The 17,175-nt window shown below is 62.4% G+C and carries 15 protein-coding genes; 11 read left to right on the forward strand and 4 right to left on the reverse strand.

Translation table 11 applies throughout. From position 1 onward, the window contains the following. Positions 1 to 93 precede the first annotated feature (93 nt). The 6 genes from ACAX43_RS17005 to ACAX43_RS17030 all read left to right on the forward strand — a co-directional run bounded on the left by ACAX43_RS17005 (position 94) and on the right by ACAX43_RS17030 (position 9,586). Positions 94 to 1,245 (forward strand): efflux RND transporter periplasmic adaptor subunit, encoded by a 1,152-nt coding sequence (locus ACAX43_RS17005; RefSeq protein WP_370709571.1) that lies wholly within the window; start codon positions 94 to 96, stop codon positions 1,243 to 1,245. A gap of 12 nt (positions 1,246 to 1,257) precedes the next feature. Next, complete coding sequence (locus ACAX43_RS17010; protein WP_370709572.1) at positions 1,258 to 4,314, forward strand: efflux RND transporter permease subunit; 3,057 nt, start codon at positions 1,258 to 1,260, stop codon at positions 4,312 to 4,314. Between the two features lie 297 nt (positions 4,315 to 4,611). Beyond that, on the forward strand, positions 4,612 to 4,932 hold the full coding sequence (locus ACAX43_RS17015; protein WP_370709573.1) for a hypothetical protein: 321 nt from the start codon (positions 4,612 to 4,614) through the stop codon (positions 4,930 to 4,932). Beyond that, positions 4,929 to 5,978, forward strand: coding sequence for a multidrug transporter subunit MdtN (gene mdtN, locus ACAX43_RS17020; RefSeq protein ID WP_370709574.1), 1,050 nt, complete (start codon positions 4,929 to 4,931; stop codon positions 5,976 to 5,978). The genes ACAX43_RS17015 and mdtN overlap by 4 nt, the downstream gene beginning before the upstream one ends. Then, positions 5,959 to 8,010, forward strand: a complete 2,052-nt coding sequence (locus ACAX43_RS17025) for an FUSC family protein (RefSeq protein WP_370709575.1) — start codon at positions 5,959 to 5,961, stop codon at positions 8,008 to 8,010. Before mdtN ends, ACAX43_RS17025 begins: the two co-directional genes overlap by 20 nt. Next, a complete protein-coding gene (locus ACAX43_RS17030; RefSeq protein ID WP_370709576.1) occupies positions 7,997 to 9,586 on the forward strand; it encodes a TolC family protein in 1,590 nt (529 codons plus the stop codon). The genes ACAX43_RS17025 and ACAX43_RS17030 overlap by 14 nt, the downstream gene beginning before the upstream one ends. Before the next feature lie 159 nt (positions 9,587 to 9,745). On the opposite strand, the gene ACAX43_RS17035 is transcribed toward ACAX43_RS17030, so the two are convergent. Next, positions 9,746 to 10,246 (reverse strand): hypothetical protein, encoded by a 501-nt coding sequence (locus tag ACAX43_RS17035; protein ID WP_370709577.1) that lies wholly within the window; start codon positions 10,244 to 10,246, stop codon positions 9,746 to 9,748. A gap of 438 nt (positions 10,247 to 10,684) precedes the next feature. Further along, entirely contained in the window at positions 10,685 to 11,470 is a 786-nt protein-coding gene (locus tag ACAX43_RS17040; RefSeq protein ID WP_370709578.1) for an SDR family NAD(P)-dependent oxidoreductase, read from the reverse strand. A gap of 93 nt (positions 11,471 to 11,563) precedes the next feature. Here ACAX43_RS17040 and ACAX43_RS17045 point away from each other — a divergent pair, with 93 nt between their 5' ends. After that, positions 11,564 to 12,433, forward strand: coding sequence for a LysR family transcriptional regulator (locus tag ACAX43_RS17045; protein ID WP_370709579.1), 870 nt, complete (start codon positions 11,564 to 11,566; stop codon positions 12,431 to 12,433). A gap of 61 nt (positions 12,434 to 12,494) precedes the next feature. Here the strand turns inward: ACAX43_RS17045 and ACAX43_RS17050 are convergent, their stop codons facing one another. Both ACAX43_RS17050 and ACAX43_RS17055 read right to left on the reverse strand, forming a co-directional pair. Next, positions 12,495 to 12,878 carry a VOC family protein gene (locus ACAX43_RS17050; RefSeq protein ID WP_370709580.1) on the reverse strand — a complete coding sequence of 128 codons (384 nt, stop codon included), beginning with the start codon at positions 12,876 to 12,878 and terminating at the stop codon, positions 12,495 to 12,497. Between the two features lie 123 nt (positions 12,879 to 13,001). Then, a complete protein-coding gene (locus ACAX43_RS17055; protein ID WP_370709581.1) occupies positions 13,002 to 13,466 on the reverse strand; it encodes a hypothetical protein in 465 nt (154 codons plus the stop codon). Positions 13,467 to 13,636: 170 nt separating this feature from the next. Between ACAX43_RS17055 and ACAX43_RS17060 the strand changes: the two genes are divergently transcribed. The 4 genes from ACAX43_RS17060 (at position 13,637) to ACAX43_RS17075 (ending at position 17,155) form a co-directional block, all read left to right on the forward strand. After that, positions 13,637 to 13,900 carry a hypothetical protein gene (locus ACAX43_RS17060; protein WP_370709582.1) on the forward strand — a complete coding sequence of 88 codons (264 nt, stop codon included), beginning with the start codon at positions 13,637 to 13,639 and terminating at the stop codon, positions 13,898 to 13,900. Between the two features lie 128 nt (positions 13,901 to 14,028). Beyond that, the gene (locus ACAX43_RS17065; RefSeq protein ID WP_370709583.1) at positions 14,029 to 14,226 is read left to right on the forward strand and encodes a hypothetical protein; all 198 of its coding nucleotides are present in this window, start codon (positions 14,029 to 14,031) and stop codon (positions 14,224 to 14,226) included. Between the two features lie 403 nt (positions 14,227 to 14,629). Further along, positions 14,630 to 15,292 (forward strand): dihydrofolate reductase family protein, encoded by a 663-nt coding sequence (locus ACAX43_RS17070; RefSeq protein WP_370709584.1) that lies wholly within the window; start codon positions 14,630 to 14,632, stop codon positions 15,290 to 15,292. A gap of 183 nt (positions 15,293 to 15,475) precedes the next feature. Further along, positions 15,476 to 17,155: an ABC-F family ATP-binding cassette domain-containing protein gene (locus ACAX43_RS17075; protein WP_370709585.1), complete on the forward strand. Its 1,680-nt coding sequence runs from the start codon at positions 15,476 to 15,478 to the stop codon at positions 17,153 to 17,155. Positions 17,156 to 17,175 lie beyond the last annotated feature (20 nt).

Here is a 17,175-nt window from a genome sequence, read left to right on the forward strand (position 1 = left end):
ACACTCGCCGTACCGCTCTTTGCAATACGCGCTGTCAGAAACGAAGGAATGCAACGTCCGGCGCTTCGCCCAATGCCGTGCAAGGACATCACGATGCCCGAAAGAAAACCGATGACAAAGCGGATGGTGATCATGCTGATCTGTGTCGGCCTGCTGCTGGCCGCACTCGTCGGCTTCAACCAGTTCCGCACGCATATGTTCGCCAGGTTCATGGCGGGCAACGCGGCGCCGCCCGCCACCGTCTCGGCGGTCGTCGCCAGCTATCAGTCGTGGCAACCGCAGCTTGCGGCGGTCGGCAGCCTGCGCGCCGTGCGCGGCGTCGATGTCACCACCGAAGTCGCGGGCCTCGTGCGCGAGGTGGCATTCAGTTCGGGGCAGGAAGCGAAAGCCGGGCAAGTGCTTGTCAGGCTCAATGCCGACAGTGACGTGGCGCTGCTCCAGTCGCTAAAGGCAGCGGCAGAACTCGCGCAGACGGTCTACCAGCGCGACAAGGCGCAGTACGACATCAAGGCAATCGCCAAGGCGCAGCTCGACGCGGACGCCGCCGACCTGAAGGGCAAGAAGGCGCAAGTCGCGCAACAGGCCGCGCTCCTCGACAAAAAGACCATTCGCGCACCGTTTGCGGGGCGCCTCGGCATCACTACGATCAATCCAGGGCAGTACATCAATCCGGGCGATGCGATCGTCACGCTGCAAGCGATCGATCCGATCTACGCCGATTTCTACCTGCCGCAGCAGCAGCTCGGCCAGCTCGCGATCGGCCAGACCATCGTGGTCGACACCAATGCGTACAGCGGGAAAACGTTTGTCGGCAAGATCCAGTCGGTCAGTCCGAAAGTCGACAGCGCCACGCGCAACGTGCAGATCGAAGCCAGCGTGGACAATCACGAGCGCAAACTGCTGCCGGGCATGTATGCGAACGTGAAAATCGACGCCGGCGCCGGCCAGCGTTACTTGACGCTGCCGCAAACGGCCATCACCTACAACCCTTATGGCGCGACCGTGTTCATCGTCAAGCCGGGCACACAACCCAACGCACAGGGCAAGACGCTGCCCGTCGCGCAGCAGGTGTTCGTCACGCCAGGCCCGACGCGCGGCGATCAGGTTGCGATCCTTAAAGGTGTCGACGCCGGCACGCAGGTCGTGACGAGCGGGCAACTCAAGCTCAAGAACGGCACGCCCCTTGTCATCGACAACCGGGTGCAGCCGGCGGACAACCCGAACCCGACGCCTCAGGAACAATAGAGAGACCGCGCGATGACCTTCACCGATCTCTTTATCCGGCGGCCCGTACTTGCATCGGTCGTGAGCCTGCTGATCCTCGTGCTCGGACTGCGCTCGCTGGCCGCCCTGAAAGTCAGCCAGTATCCGCAGACCGAAAACGCCGTCGTGACGATCAGCACGGCCTACTATGGCGCAAACGCCGACACCATTGCCGGTTTCATCACGCAGCCGCTCGAGGCGGCAATCGCCCAGGCGCAAGGCATCGACTACCTGTCCTCGACGAGCAGCACCGGCGTGTCGACCATTACCGCGACGCTGCGCCTGAACTACGACGCGAACCGCGCGCTGACCGAGATCAACACGCAGATCGGCTCGGTGCGCAACCAGTTGCCGCCGCAGGCGCAGCAGCCGGTGCTGACGGTACAGACCGGGCAGACCACCGACGCGATGTACATGGGTTTTTACAGCGACGTGCTGCCGAGCAACAACGTCACGGATTACCTGCTGCGTGTCATCAAGCCCAAGCTCGATTCGATCGAAGGCGTGCAAACGGCCGAAATTCTCGGCGGGCGGCAGTTTGCGTTGCGCGCGTGGCTCGATGCGACGCGGCTCGCCGCGCACGGCGTGACGGCCACCGACGTCTTCACGGCGCTCGGCAACAACAACTACCTGGCGACGCTCGGCTCGACGAAGGGGCAAATGGTCAGCGTCGACCTGAACGCGGGCACGGACCTGCATACCGTCGAGGACTTCAAGCAACTCGTCGTCAAACAGAAGAACGGCGCGATCGTGCGCCTCGAAGACGTTGCGAACGTCGTGCTCGGCGCCGACAGCTACGACTTCAACGTCGCGTTCAGCGGCAAGCGTTCGGTGTTCATCGGCATCAAGGTCGCGCCGGACGCCAACATCCTCGATGTGGCCAAGCGCGTGAAGGCCGTCTTTCCCGGTCTGCAGAAGCAGTTCCCGATCGGCATGACGGGGGAGATCGTTTATGACGCGACCGATTTCGTCAACACGGCGATCGTCGAAGTGATCAAGACGCTGGTCGAGGCGCTGCTGATCGTCACCGCGGTGATTTTCCTGTTCCTCGGCAGCTTCCGTGCGGTCATCGTGCCTTTGATCGCGATGCCGTTGTCGCTCATCGGCACGTTCTTCGTGATGCAGTTGCTCGGCTATTCGATCAATCTTCTGACGCTGCTCGCGCTCGTGCTCGCGATCGGGCTCGTGGTGGACGACGCGATCATCGTCGTCGAAAACGTCGATCGCCATATGAAGGAGGAAGGCAAGGCGCCCCTCGACGCGGCGCTGATCGCCGCGCGTGAACTCGGCGGACCGATCCTCGCGATGACCGTCGTGCTGATCGCCGTGTATGCGCCGATCGGTTTTCAGGGCGGCCTGACGGGTGCCCTCTTCACCGAGTTCGCATTCTCGCTCGCCGGCGCAGTGGCGGTGTCCGGTGTGATTGCGCTGACGTTGTCGCCGATGATGTGCTCGCGCTTCTTCCGCGCGGAGCAGGAGTCCGGGCGCTTCGCGCGCTTCGTCGACCGCCAGTTCGAGCGCGTTCATCATGGCTACGGCCGTCTGTTGCACGCGACGCTCGACACCTGGCCCGTGTTCACGGTGATGGGCGCGCTGCTGCTCGGCGGCACGGTCTACCTGTTCATGACGTCGAAATCGGAGCTCGCGCCGCAGGAGGATCAGGGGATCGTCCTGTCGCAGATCCAGGGGCCGCCGAACGCGACCATCCAGCAGATGCAGACGTATGCGGACCAGGTGTTCACCATCTCCAAAGCGTTGCCTGAATACTCGCAGATGTTCCAGCTCACCGGCGCGCCGACCCTCAACCAGGGGATCGGCGGCGTGCTGTTCAAGACATGGGACCAGCGCAGCAAGAGCGCGACCGCTTTGCAGCAGGCATTGCAGCAGAAATGGAATCAGATTGCCGGTGCACGCGTCGCGGCGTTCCAGTTTCCGCCGCTGCCGGGCGCGCAGGGTTTGCCGGTGCAGTTCGTCATCAGCACGACCGAGCCTTTCGAGAATCTCAACGAGGTGTCACAGGCAGTCCTGCAAAAAGCCCGCGCGAGCGGGATGTTTTTCTTCGTCGACAGCGATCTCAAGCTCGACAAGCCGGAGGCCACGCTCGTCGTCGACCGCGACAAGGTCGCCTCGCTCGGGCTTTCGCAGAGCGACGTCGGGCAAGCGCTCGGTTCGGCGCTCGGGGGCGGCTATGTCAACTACTTCTCGATCGCCGGCCGCTCGTACAAGGTGATTCCGCAGGTGTTGCAGACTGACCGACTGAATCCTTCGCAGGTGCTCGATTACTACCTGCGCACGCCGGACGGCAATGTCATTCCGGCTTCGACAATCGCGCATCTCAAACACAATGTCGTGCCGGAATCGATCAACCACTTCCAGCAACTCAACTCGGCGACGATCTCCGGCGTGATCGTGCCAGGCGTGGCACAAGGCGAGGTGCTCGATTTTCTGCGCAAGGCGACCGCGCAAGCCGCGCCAGTGGGGTATTCGGCAGATTACTCGGGGCAATCGCGGCAGTTCGTGCAGGAGTCCGGCGGTTTCGTCATCACGCTGATGTTCGCGACGATCATTGTGTTCCTTGCGCTCGCCGCACAATTCGAAAGTTTCCGTGACCCGATCGTGATTTTGATTTCGGTACCCATGGCGCTCTTCGGTGCGCTCATCTTCATCAACGTCGGCTTGACGACGCTGAACATCTACACGCAAGTCGGGCTCGTCACGCTGATGGGGCTCGTCAGCAAGCACGGCATCCTGATCGTCCAGTTCGCCAACGAGTTGCAGCACGCCGGCAGATCGAAGCGCGAAGCACTGGAAGAAGCGGCGGGCGTGCGGCTGCGCCCGATTCTGATGACGACGGCCGCGATGGTGCTCGGTGTCGTGCCGCTCGTGATCGCTTCGGGCGCGGGCGCGGCGGGCCGCAATGCGATGGGTCTCGTGATCTTCACGGGGCTGTCGATCGGCACCCTCTTCACGTTGTTCGTGGTGCCTGCGATGTATATGTTTCTCGCCGCCGATCATCATCATCAGGAAGCTGGAGCGCCGAAGGTAATTTAACCTTTAGCATGCCGTCGTGGATCGGCATGGAGACGCAGATCGTTAATGGCAATGTATTCTCCTGTTGGCACACAATATTCAATATTCGTCGCGAATAAACTGAATTGTGCCGAGCAGTCGCTGACTGCTTTCAGCGCGCTCCCATTTCCAACATGAATATCCGCATCGATTATCGACGATCCAAACACGGATAAAGGAGTCCGAGAACGGAAAATATCGAAACTAAACTGCCGCGCTGGTAAAGTGCCCGTGATTTTATTGCATCCATAACGCGTTCACCCATCTTGCCGAGCCGCAATGCCGTTCAAGCCAAATCATAGAAGCGCGTGTGCCTCGATCGCGCACCGCACGCGGTATCTTCCGGCCGTCGCTGCCCTGAACTTGTCTTTGCAGGGGTGTACGCTGCGCGGTGCACCGTCGTATGAAATCTTCGGCGCCTATTTTCCGCTCTGGCTGTTGAGCGCGGTAATCGGGCTCGTCGGCGCGCTGATTGCCCACCGGCTATTCGTTTCCACGGGGTGGGCGCAGATCGTTCCGTTTCAGCTCTCCGTCTGCGTGGCCATCGGCCTGACGGTCGCGGTGCTCTTCTGGCTTTCCGGAACGGGACAGCTCTTATGAAAATCGCCGGCTTGCGTAAAGCTTCTGTCAAAGGCCGCGTGATCGCGGGCGTGATCGTCGTAGTTGGTCTCGCGGCGGCCTATTACGGCTACGACCGGACCACCCGCTTCCCGTCGACGGATGACGCGACGATCGATGCCGACGTCGTGCACGTCGCGTCGCCGGTCGGCGGCCGGATCATCAAGCTCGCGGTGCAAGAGAACCAGCGGGTCGCGAAAGGCGACGTGCTCTTCGAGATCGACCCCACTCCGTTCCGTCTCGTGGTGGCGCAGACCCAGGCCGACCTCGAACTGGCCCGCGCGGCGCTCGAGACGCGCCGCCGGACGATTGTCGGCGAGCGCGCGAATGCCGTCATCGCCGGCGACCAGACCGGCAAGGCGGCACACAACTACGAACTGGCGTCGCGCACCGTGCAGCGGCTCACACCACTCGTGGCGAAGGGCTATGTTCCGGTCCAGCAGTTGGATCAGGCACAGGTCGCGCAGCACGACGCCGCGTTGTCGCTGAAACAGGCGCCGGAACAGAAGCGCGCCACCGCGCAGACAATCGGCGACGAGGCGGACGCCATCGCCACGGTGCATGCGCGCGAGGCGGCGCTCGCACTCGCCCAGCACAGCCTCGACGACACCGTCGTGCGCGCGCCGCAGAATGGCTTCGTCACGGGTCTGTCGGTGCTGGCGGGCGAGACGGTCGCGCCGCATCAGTCGATCTTCACGCTCGTTCATGCGGACGAATGGTTCGCCGTCGCCAACTTCCGCGAAGGAGCGCTCGCGCGGATCCAGCCGGGTGATTGCGCGACCGTCTATTCCATGATCGACCGAAGCGAGGCGATTCACGGCAAAGTGGTCGGCATCGGCGCGGGCGTTGCCGATTCGGACCGCATCAATCTGCCGCGCACCTTGCCGATCGTCCAGCAGTCCGTGAACTGGGTGCGGGTCGCGCAGCGCTTCCCCGTGCGTGTGCGTCTCGACGAGCCGGCGGCCCGGCTGGTCCGGATCGGTGCGAGTGCGATAGTCGAGGTCCGGCATGGCGCAGCCTGCCGGTGATCTTGCCCGACCGGGCGCCGCCGATATCCTGAAGCTGCTTGCACCGTATCCGGGGCGAGCGGAGGTGGCGACCCGCATCGCGTTGATCTGCGCGCTGACGGCGTTCGTGACGAGCGCGTACGGCACGCCGGAAGCGGCGATCTCCGCCTATGTCGTGTTCTTCCTGAACCGGCCCGACCGGGTGTTGAGCGTGGTGCTGGGCTCGGCGCTGCTGGTGCTGGTCACGATCGTGGTCGGGCTCGTCATGGTCGTGGCGATGTTCGCGCTCGACGATCCCCTCTGGCGGGTGGCGTGCATCGCCGGGCTTTCGCTGGGGCTGCTGTTCGTGACGTCGGCGAGCAAGCTGCGGCCGGTGGGCGCGATCATCGCGATGATCGTCGGCTTCGCGCTCGACGAGCTCGGCATGGCGCCGTTCGGCGAAGTGGCGACGCGCGCCCTGCTCTACGCCTGGGTGATGGTCGCGATTCCAATCGGCATCTCGATCGGCGTCAATCTGTTAATGGCACCGTCGCCGCGGAAACTGGCAGGCCGCGAGCTGGCGAGGCGCCTGCGGCTCGCCGCCCGCGGCCTGGCCGAGCCCGAGGCAACGGGCAACGCGCTCGGCGCTTGCCTGCGCGAGGGGGATGCGCAGATCGGCACGTGGTTGAAGCTCTCGGTCGTCGATGGGTCGTCGGTGCGTGCCGATGTCGCCGCGCTGCGGCAGGCCGTGTCGTCGACGCTTGCGATCCTGGTCGCCGCCGATCTGGCGGTCCGCGAACCGTCGGGGCGGCTGCCGGCATCGTTCGCCGGGCCGATCGCGGACACGCTGGAGCACATGGCCGGGATGCTCGAGGCTGGCGGCTATCCGGTCGACATTGAACTCAATTTGCCCGCCGTGACGGAACTCGCGCCGCTCGCGCGCATGGTCGTCGAGAATCTGCGCGATGCGATCACCCGCTTCGCCGTGGTCGATGCCGAAACCGCGCCGCCGCCCGCCGGCCAGCGCGGCGGCTTCTTCCTCCCGGATGCATTCACGAATCCCGACCACCTCCGCTACGCGCTGAAAACCACCGTGGCGGCGATGTTCTGCTATCTGCTTTATTCGCAAATCAATTGGCCGGGCATCCACACCTGCTTCATCACGGTCTACATGGTGTCGCTCGGCACTACCGCTGAAACCGTCGAGAAGATGACGCTGCGGATCGCCGGGTGTCTCGTGGGCGCGCTGCTGGGTACCGCGGCGATCGTGTTCGTGACGCCGGTGCTGACGTCCGTTGTCGGATTGATGGCGCTCGTGTTGTTCGGGGCATGGCTGTCGGCGTGGGTCGCTTTCGGTTCGCCGCGGATTGCTTATGCGGGCTTTCAGATCGCCTTGGTGTTTTTCATGTGCGTCATGCAGGGCGCGGCGCCCGGCTACGATCTGACGCTCGCGCGGGATCGCACGATCGGGATCCTGATCGGCAACGTGGTCGTCTATCTGGTCTTCACCCGCGTGTGGCCGGCCAGCGTGGCCGCGCGGGTCGACGCCGCGCTCGCCACGCTGCAGCAGCAGTGGGCGCGGCTGGCGGCGCTTGCCCATGCCGGCGCGCGCCGGGCGCAGGCCGCGAGCGCCATGGCTCAGTGCGGCGAGCTGGAACAGGACCTCGCGTTGATGCATTACGAGCCGTCGTGGGTTCGCCCGGAACCGCAGTGGATTGCTGAACGTCGCGGTGCAGTGGCGAGGCTTAGTGCGCTCGAAGGGCCGATGTTCCTGCTCGCCGAACGACACCGCGGCGATGCCGCGATCGAAGGATGGCTTAAGCGGCTCGCGGGCGGGCCGCCGCTACCGCGACCTACGGTCGAAGACGACGCCGCGGTTGCAGGGGTCCCTGATTTGGCCGCCGCGCCGGAGCCGGCTTTGCCGGTCGTGCCCAATGCGACCTTACCGGATGCCGCAGCCAACGACGACATCCGCACCGCGTTGCTGAACCTCGGCGATGCACGCCTCACTCAACTCGAACACGCCACGTCGAACGATGCGGCGAAGGAACTCGCGACTCATGCGCCGGCTTAACCCTCCATTCGCACTGGCGATCCTGGCAGCGGCGGGTTTGGCTGGATGCGCCACGTCGTCGCTGGATATGGCGCCGGACAGCCCCGACCATCCGTGGCAGCCACAGACGGACGCGACAGGCGCCATCGTGCCCGGGCCGGCGGCTTTGGCTACGCCGGCCGCTTCGGCTGGCTCGGCTGGCTCGGCTGGCTCGGCTGGATCGGCGCGCGGCTACACGTTGCCCGCGAATCCCGCGCTCGCCGCCGTGCCCCCTCCACCGGCACTGGAGCAGGCGCATGCATACGGACTACCCGAACTGATCGATCTGGCGGAGTCGACGAATCCGCTGACCCGCATCGCGTGGAACGACGCGCGCAATGTCGCGCTCGCGGCCGGCATCGCGAAGAGCGCCTATCTTCCGCAACTGTCGGCTGCGGCGATGGGGCAGTACGCGGGCGCTCATGGTTCGACGACATCCGTGCTCGGCGATTCGTCGGCCAGTGCAACAGGACATGGCACGACCTCGGTGCTGTCGCTGCAATGGCTGCTGTTCGATTTCGGCGGACGTGCCGCACGTGTCGAGGCCGCGTCGCAGGCATCCGTGATGGCGAACATCGGCTTCACCGCAGTCCACCAGCAGGTGATCTTCGACGTCAGCGTCGCGTTCTACGCATACCAGGCCGCGCGCGCCCGTATCACAACGACTCGGCAAGGCTTCGACAATGCCGACGCGATCCTGGCTGCGGCACAGTCGCGCTACAAGCATGGCATCGGCACCGTGATCGAAGTCGCGCAGGCCAACCAGAATCGGGCGCAGGCGAAGCTCGCGCTCGTCGAGGCGCAAGGCGCCGAAAGCAACAGCTATCTCGCGCTGATCGCCGCGATGGGGATTTCTCCGCTGTCGAAGCCCAGGATCGCGGCGATGCCGGCGCGCACACTGCCGTCGCCGACGAGCGACTCGATCGACCGGATCGTGTCGTCCGCCATCGCCCGACGCCCGGACGTGCTGAGCGCGTATGCGGCCGAGCGGGTCAATCTGGCGAAAGTGAAGGCCGCCGAATCGGACTTCATGCCGAAGGTGTTCGTCTCGGCGACGGGCGTGTACAACACCGGCAGTTCGTCGATTTCGGCGGTTCCGGCCATCGGTCAGCAACTGCCGACGGTCAACCTGAGCGGTGGCCGTTACGGCGGCAGCGTGATCGTCGGCGTCACGATCCCGCTGTATGACGGCGGCTTGCGATCGGCGGTGCTCGCACAGGCCCGCAACGATGCCGACAGCGCGTCGACCCGCCTGACCCGCAGCCGCGAGGAAGCGGTTCGGCAAATTGTCGCGGCGCAGAATTCGCTGCAGACGAGTCTTGCCGCGCACGCCGCGGCAACCGAGTTGCTCGCCGCCGCGCAGACAACCTACGACGCCGCGTTCGATGCCTACCGGCAAGGCGTCGGCTCGGTCACCGACGCGCTGCTTGCGCAGAACCAACTGCTGGCGGCGAAGAACGCGGATGCGGATAGTTATAGCGGTGCGCTGTCGGCTGCGGCGGCGCTCGCGCTTGCGACTGGGTCAGTGGATTCGATACCCATGCAGGACAACTGGTGACGAATGCCTGGAATCCCGAGGTCAGCGATTCCGTGCAGCGCGCTCACCGGTCTTTATCAAACGGTCGCTGAAAGATTTATCGACGCGCTGCCACGCTCAAGCGGCGCGTCGATAGTGGCTTCGGCGCTTCTATGCTCCGCGCGGGTCACTCCCGGTGGATTAGTGCGGCGCGACATCCGGTTGCGGGGCGGTTTCCGCACTGACGCTCGCCGTGTCTTTGGCGGACGGTTGTTTGCGCTGGCTTGCCTTGGTTGTCGGAGCTTGGGCTTGGGCTTGGGCTTCCGCTTGAGCCTCGGCTGCGATCTGTGCGGACTCTTCAAGAAGACGGGTCGCATGCTTTGCGGTCATGCGGCTTTGCGCGACGCCCTTCGCATCCAGCGCGATCACCTGGAACAGTTCGCGGTCGCAGGTGAGCTCCTGCTGATACTGCTCGCCGGTGTGGACGAGTAATTCAAGCAGGGTTTGCTGGTGTCGGCGTTCCTCAAGCGTGATGGCAGGATTCCTACATATTGTGGCCGCAAAAGTGACAAGCGTGTCCAGTTGGTTCAACTGCCGGCTGCAAAGGTCGAATGCCTGCAATGCAAGTTTCTCGTACCGAAGCGCGTCGACAGGTGGACGTGAAGCGGGTTGGGATTGTTTGGCGGCTTTGGCTTGGGTCATGGTGCGATCTCCCTGAAACTTCGTTGGATCGCCCGACACTCGCTTGCAAAGTGGGTGAGCGGGCACGTAGCGGGATTGGAAGACCGGTGTAATGCCAGGCCGGCGAGCCTTGCGGCTCCCCCACCACAGCCCGCCCATTGAATACAACAGACGTGCAGGGGTAGACGCACACCCGCCTGGGCGAGTGTGCGGGCATTACATACAGGCTTCCAAACCTGGCCGCCGGGTGTTTCCCGATGGCTTGGTGATTATAAATCAGAGTGGGTCGGTTGCTTTCACCTGTGCAGGCTAACTGTTTGTTTTGGCCGAATGGATGATGCTGCGTAGGACGCGATGGAAGACTGATGTTCAGCCATTCCTATAGCATGCAAGTGGAATGCAACTTCGACCGGCGTGACAAGTAGCATGTCACCGAGGCATCCGCCGCCACGTGATCTTTCACGACATGACGCGGCCGCCTGCCACATCCAGGGTCACGCCGGTGATCCAGGATGAGGCCATGGACAGCAGGAAGAGAGTCGCAGCGACGACATCTTCTGGATGACCCAGCCGATCCAGCGGAAAAGCGGGGATCATCTGTCGCTCCTGTTCGTCCGAGATGGCCTGTCGGGTTCGCTCAGTGAGGACCGCCGATGGCGAAACGCAGTTGACCCGGATGCCGTGTCGGCCCACCTCATGCGCCAGATGACGTGTGAGCATGATGATCCCGGCCTTGGCGGCGCCATAGCCGGCGGGTGCACCGGCGGCTACCCTGCCGCCTGCAGACGCCATGTTGACAATGCATCCGGAGCCGCGCGCAATCATTGCGGGCAAGAAGCATTTCAAGGTGAAAAATGTGGACGTCAGATTGTTGTCAATGCTTGAGCGCCAGTCCTGTTCTGTGATTTGCTCAAACGGCACCGGCCGACCGGTGCCGCCGCCGGCGAATGCCACGACGAAATCAGGTGGGCCAAGTTCCGCGTCGACGCGTACCCGCATCGCCTCCACCGAAGACAGTTGGGCACAGTTCGCGGACGCAGCAATCGCTTTCCCTCCCGCGGCGCGCACTGCGTGTACGGTTGACAGAATCGCCGTTTCGTCGCGACCGTTGACGGCCACTTTCACGCCGTTCTTCGCAAGTGCCAGGCACGTTGCGGCTCCGATTCCACGTGAGCCGCCGGTAACGACGGCGACCTTTCCCTGAAGATCGGGAAACGTGGGGATGACTGACCGTGGTGTAACCATAGTGGCATGCCTCCTGGTAGTGTTGATCGGACTCTAAAGCGGCTGTAGACTAAAAACAAATCATGTATTTTCGGCCTAGGCATACATATTTTTATGTCTCAGTTGCTCTACCTTCGAAGCTTTCTCAGCGTCTACAGGCACAACTCGATTTCGAAAGCTGCCGACGCACTCCATCTGACTCAACCCGCTGTGTCGCGACACATCAAGGTTCTGGAAAATCACCTGGAGTACAAGCTGTTCGAGCGCCTGCCGCGCGGCCTGGCGCCGACACCGGCTGCCACCGAACTGGAGCGCCAGGTGGGGTCCCACCTGGACGCGTTGCAAAGAGTCGTAGATTCAGCAGGCAGTAAAAACGCATCGCTGGAGGGCATCGTTCATGCAGGATCGACCAGCGGCTTCGCAAAACTGATCTTCTCGGGCCTCGCGACCCTGCCGCAGTATGGAATCCGTCTCGACTTGCGCTCGGCGCCGCCCCCTACCCTGATGAAGGCTCTGGTCGACGGGGAACTGGATTTTGCCGTGACACCGGCACGCATTCCCCACAAGGCGGTTGAATACGATCTCCTGTACGAAGGCTCGTTAATACTGGTTTGTGCGCCACGCTGGCGTGAGCGATTACTCCGGACAGGTGTGCCAGGCGGGGTGCCGCTGATCGAAGTCCAGGGTCCGCTACCCGCGCTGGCCAGCTATTGGCGCGTGACATTCGGGCGGAATCCGGACCTCCCCTCGGTCACCGTCCCGGACTATCAGGCAGCGCTCGACGCTGCCGCTGCAGGAACCGGGCTGTCAGTCGTTCCCGAGTGCTTGTGCAGCGACATGCTGCAAACGGGTCAGCTGATCAGTCGAAATGCCCGAGCGAAGGCTCGAATATCCCTCTATGTAGCTCGCGGCAAAGGGAGTGCTGGAGTCGACCGGGTCAATGTGAGTCGTCAACTTCTTCTCGACGCAGCTCGAAACTGGTAGCTCCGTAGTTGCACGGTCAACTTTCATCGCTGGACCTATGCAATGAGCCGACTGGCTTTCCTTATGCGCCGCTGCCGTACGGCTGCGTGATGATCTCGAGATTGTGGCCGCTCGGATCTTCGAAATACGTGCCTCGACCGCCATCGTTCGTATTGATCTCGCCCTGCCGGCGGTGAAAGGGATCCGCCCAGTAGGGCAATCCGCGGCTTTGTATTCGCGCAAGAATGCAATCGAACTCGGTCTCGCTCACCATAAACGCATAGTGTTCCGGCCGCGTTTGATGATCATCGCTGTAGAAGTCCAGCGTGACACCGTTATCCAGTTGCACGGCAAGGAACGGCCCGAACGGCTTCGGCTCGGGAAGCCCGAGTATTTCTGCGAGAAATGCCGCCGATGCATCCCTGTTCCGTGCGTACACGATAGTGTGATTAAGCGTGATGCTCATGTTCGCTGCTCTCCTTTCGTCACTTGCGTGACAGTGCCTGCGCGGTGCCTGCTCACAGTGCCGGCCGGCATCATCGCCCGACCCGCACGCCGTTCCTCGCGCAACCGCTGAACATTGCGCCAATCAGTGCGGCTGACCGAGGCATGCATCGGCGACGTCGACGATCGGCTCGCTATCGGCGTGGGCTTCAGGAAAGCGATCGACACATTGGATCTGTAGCAGCGTCCACCATGTGCCTGGCGGATCGTGGCCGAGCCACATCACCGTCGCGGCTGCTTTGGTTCGAAGCCTCCATCGCTGCCAGTCGGCGCCCGTTGGTGAAAAATGGCCCTGACTGTCGGTGTATTGGCCAGGGTCCAGATCGTAGCGTTTCAGGTAGGCCGGATTAAGGCGCTCATTGAGCGCAACCTGCCCACCATGAGCGATGCGCGCCCGTTCCCGTGTCTCGTCCTGACTGAAATCGCTCACCGCGCGGCTGACGACCGACAACTCGAACAGCAGCGCTGCGCCAGTTGCCAGACATGTCGCGGCAACGCAGAGCACGAGCACCCAAAGAATCCGCCGTCCTGCTGTCAGTGTGCGTGCCATCAAATCCTCTGGCCTCGCAATGTGATGAAAAGAACTCGTGCCGTTCCAGCGCGGAATTTCAGCAGACGTTTCCGCTCCCCTCTTCAAACGATACAACTTCACGTGCCGGCGGTCCAGACTGCTGCGATGTTCCGGCGCCTCGACACGGCGGCAATATGAACTGAAGTGGCATGCGTCAGGAAACCATGCAATGGTTAGTTGGTTCGGATGGCAGCTTTTCACTCTGCGTGAGGGGAGCAAGACAAGGAGCAGCTATCTTTATGCCGACGATGACCAAACACAGAGAGATTGGCCCGCGAATCAGACCGGTTGAACACGGAGTGTTTTTAAATAACCAACAGGGGATCGCCATGTGTTGGACTAAGGCTCACATGCAGATGCCTCGAATCGCTGGCATGGCAAGGCTGATGCATAAATTTCTTTATAAACAGTGAGTTACGCCTCATCGCGTGCCGGGGACGAGCTTGGCACAGAACGTGATGGTAAGTTAGCGAGCGTAAATTACAACCGCTCAATTACAGTCCAGACGTTGTTATCAAACTACTTTTAGTAGGAGAAGGAAATGAGCACACTGAATATTGTTGACATCCACGAGGAGAAGGAACTGTCTCCTTTCGACATGTCCCGTATTGTTGGCGGACACGATGTAGACAAGGAAAAAGCACTCGTTGAAGCCTACCGTGTTATCAACGAGATAAACGGTTTATTGAATACACCAGACCCAGCCCCCGCCCACGTGTCGATGAAGTTGCCTGGATAATTATCGACCTTTGACAAACGGCGCCGGTAGAAGGCAAGGATACGAGTCCAGAGAAGAGTCTGCCATAAGGGCTGCATTACCGGCCCTTATGTTTTTTGGCCGCCATCAGACACCAGATGGCCGAATCAACCCAACGTTGAATGACCGCTTCCCGGAAGATTGAAGGACCGAAATGGGTCAGGCGGTAACCAGCCCAAAATGAGCCATTCGACATCCCGGTCCACATCGCTGACAATCCTCGAATCCCCACAACTTTATGGCAGGAGCCGCGAGTTACCGCCGGCTTGCGTCTATCCTTGTTTCACCTCTTTGACTATATGCTGCCAGAATATTTCGCATAATTCCGGCAAACCATGCAGATTTTCTGTCCACATTACGTTAGGCGTCTAAACGGAGGCAAACGATGACACACGTTCGCGTTGAGGGCTTCACCATCTCGCTCGACGGATACGGAGCAGGCCCGAATCAAGACATCAACAATCCGCTCGGCGTTGGCGGGACGGAACTGCACCAGTGGCTTGTCCCAACACGCACGTTCCAGCGGGCCTTGTTCGGCAAGGACGGCGGTACGAGCGGGGTTGACGATGATTTCGCCGCCCGTGGCTTTCAGAATGTCGGGGCCTGGATTCTTGGGAGGAACATGTTCGGACCCATTCGTGGGGACTGGCCGGATACCAACTGGAAAGGCTGGTGGGGAGACAATCCACCGTATCACGCTTCAGTCTTCATCTTGACCCGTCATGCTCGCCCCACCATCGAGATGGAAGGCGGCACGACGTTCCACTTCATAACAGGAGGCATTCGCGAGGCGCTCGACCGTGCACGCGAGGCCGCTGCCGGAATGGACGTGCGGATCGGCGGCGGGCCGGACACAATCCGGCAGTATCTTCGTGAGGGCCTTATTGACGAACTGCACATTGCTATCGCGCCGGTCCTGCTCGGCCGGGGAGAATCGCTGTTCGAAGGGGTTGACTTGCGGGCTCTGGGATACGAATGCGTTGAATTCGTAGCGTCGGAGAAGGCCACGCATGTCGTCCTACGGCGCCAAGGGCACCCAGACGCCTGACTACTCGCTGAAGGCCGACGTCCCTGACGGACGCGGTCTTAGCCTGGACGTTGAGTGTCCGCCTCGCTTTGTGGCCGGTGGGCACCGCAAAGCGCCAGCGGCTCTTCACTCGTGCGGCCAGAAAAGAGACCGCCCTGCACGTCCGGTCGGCTATCATGCCTATCCTCTCCGAAGTAGCTCCTTATGATTTCCGTCCGTAATGTCACGCTGCGCCGCGGCGTCAATGTCGTACTCGACCGCGCATCCGTCACCTTCACTCCCGGCGAAAAGATTGGCCTTGTCGGCCGCAATGGCGCCGGCAAGTCATCCTTCTTCGGCCTTCTCAACGGCACGCTGCACGAAGACGGCGGCGAGTTCTCTATTCCCGCTGCATGGAAGATGGGCCAGGTCGCGCAGGAGATGCCGGAGACCGAGCAGAGTGCGACCGAGTTCGTCATCGAGGGTGACACCGTACTGCTGGCCGCGCAGGCTGAAGTAGCCGCCGCTGAGGCCAGCGACGATGGCATGCGCATGGCGCACGCCTACATGGCCCTGCACGACGCCGGTGCACATGATGCCCCCGCACGTGCCCAAGCGCTGATCCTGGGCCTTGGCTTCAGTGCTGCGCAGCTCAGCCAGCCGGTCAACAGTTTCTCCGGCGGCTGGCGCATGCGACTGCAACTGGCGCGCGCGCTCATGTGCCCGTCCGACTTGCTGTTGCTCGACGAGCCGACCAATCACCTCGACCTCGACGCGCTGGTCTGGCTGGAAGCGTGGCTCAAGCGCTATCAAGGAACCATGGTAGTGATCAGCCACGACCGCGAATTCCTCGACGCGGTGACGCAGGTGACGGTGCACGTCGACAACGCCAAGCTCGTGCGTTATGGCGGCAACTACAGCAAGTTCGAAGACATGCGCGCGGAGCAACTGGTGTTGCAGCAGGCCGCGATGGCCAGGCAGGTGGACAAGATCGCCCACCTGCAGAAATTCATCGACCGTTTCAAGGCCAAGGCCTCGAAGGCGAAGCAGGCGCAGAGCCGGGTCAAGGCGCTCGAACGCATGGAGAAGATCGCACCAGTGCTCGCCGACGCAGAGTTCAACTTCGAGTTCAAGGAGCCGCTCAACGTCCCGAACCCGCTGTTGTCGATGCTGGACGCGAGCTTCGGCTACGCGGCGCCGACCGGCGCACCGCCGGGCACGCCGCCGACGGTCATCGTGCGGGGCATCAACCGATCCGTGCTGGCCGGGCAGCGCATCGGCATTCTCGGTGCCAACGGCCAAGGCAAGTCCACTCTGGTGAAGACGGTGGCGCACGAGCTGGCGCCGATTGCCGGCGAAATCAGCGAAGGCAAAGGCCTGAACATCGGCTACTTCGCACAGCAGGAACTCGACGTGCTGCGTCCTCTCGACACGCCGATGGAACACATGATCCGCCTTGCCAAGGACACGCCGGCGCACATGCGTGCTCCCGGCCAGAGTGGCACCGAACAATCGCTTCGCACCTTCCTCGGCACCTTCAACTTCAGTGGCGACATGGTCCATCAGGCGGTCAGCACGATGAGCGGCGGCGAAAAGGCGCGGCTCGTGTTGTGCATGATCGTGTGGCAGCGCCCCAACCTGCTGCTGCTCGACGAGCCTACCAACCACCTCGACCTGGCCACACGCGAAGCGCTAGGCATGGCACTCAACGAATTCGAAGGCACGGTGATGCTGGTCAGTCACGACCGGTCCCTGCTGCGCGCGGTGTGTGACGAGTTCTGGCTCGTCACCAAGGGTGGCGTCGAGCCCTTCGACGGCGATCTGGACGATTACCAGCAGTTCCTGCGCGACGAAGCCCGTCGCCTGCGCGAGCAGGCTGCCGGGGAACAGAAGGTCATCGCCTGAGTTAAAGGTCGGCTATGAGG

The sequence above is a fragment of the Paraburkholderia sp. IW21 genome (genome assembly GCF_041321145.1).
Classification (GTDB): domain Bacteria; phylum Pseudomonadota; class Gammaproteobacteria; order Burkholderiales; family Burkholderiaceae; genus Paraburkholderia.

What these genes read in the sequence shown, in the direction of transcription:
- ACAX43_RS17025 (WP_370709575.1), top strand. Translation starts at nt 5,959, where the DNA reads ATGGCGCAGCCTGCCGGTGATCTTGCCCGACCGGGCGCCGCCGATATC.
- ACAX43_RS17070 (WP_370709584.1), top strand. Translation starts at nt 14,630, where the DNA reads ATGACACACGTTCGCGTTGAGGGCTTCACCATCTCGCTCGACGGATAC.
- ACAX43_RS17040 (WP_370709578.1), bottom strand. Translation starts at nt 11,470, where the DNA reads ATGGTTACACCACGGTCAGTCATCCCCACGTTTCCCGATCTTCAGGGA.
- ACAX43_RS17010 (WP_370709572.1), top strand. Translation starts at nt 1,258, where the DNA reads ATGACCTTCACCGATCTCTTTATCCGGCGGCCCGTACTTGCATCGGTC.
- mdtN (WP_370709574.1), top strand. Translation starts at nt 4,929, where the DNA reads ATGAAAATCGCCGGCTTGCGTAAAGCTTCTGTCAAAGGCCGCGTGATC.
- ACAX43_RS17055 (WP_370709581.1), bottom strand. Translation starts at nt 13,466, where the DNA reads ATGGCACGCACACTGACAGCAGGACGGCGGATTCTTTGGGTGCTCGTG.
- ACAX43_RS17050 (WP_370709580.1), bottom strand. Translation starts at nt 12,878, where the DNA reads ATGAGCATCACGCTTAATCACACTATCGTGTACGCACGGAACAGGGAT.
- ACAX43_RS17030 (WP_370709576.1), top strand. Translation starts at nt 7,997, where the DNA reads ATGCGCCGGCTTAACCCTCCATTCGCACTGGCGATCCTGGCAGCGGCG.
- ACAX43_RS17060 (WP_370709582.1), top strand. Translation starts at nt 13,637, where the DNA reads ATGCGTCAGGAAACCATGCAATGGTTAGTTGGTTCGGATGGCAGCTTT.
- ACAX43_RS17065 (WP_370709583.1), top strand. Translation starts at nt 14,029, where the DNA reads ATGAGCACACTGAATATTGTTGACATCCACGAGGAGAAGGAACTGTCT.
- ACAX43_RS17005 (WP_370709571.1), top strand. Translation starts at nt 94, where the DNA reads ATGCCCGAAAGAAAACCGATGACAAAGCGGATGGTGATCATGCTGATC.
- ACAX43_RS17075 (WP_370709585.1), top strand. Translation starts at nt 15,476, where the DNA reads ATGATTTCCGTCCGTAATGTCACGCTGCGCCGCGGCGTCAATGTCGTA.
- ACAX43_RS17015 (WP_370709573.1), top strand. Translation starts at nt 4,612, where the DNA reads ATGCCGTTCAAGCCAAATCATAGAAGCGCGTGTGCCTCGATCGCGCAC.
- ACAX43_RS17035 (WP_370709577.1), bottom strand. Translation starts at nt 10,246, where the DNA reads ATGACCCAAGCCAAAGCCGCCAAACAATCCCAACCCGCTTCACGTCCA.
- ACAX43_RS17045 (WP_370709579.1), top strand. Translation starts at nt 11,564, where the DNA reads ATGTCTCAGTTGCTCTACCTTCGAAGCTTTCTCAGCGTCTACAGGCAC.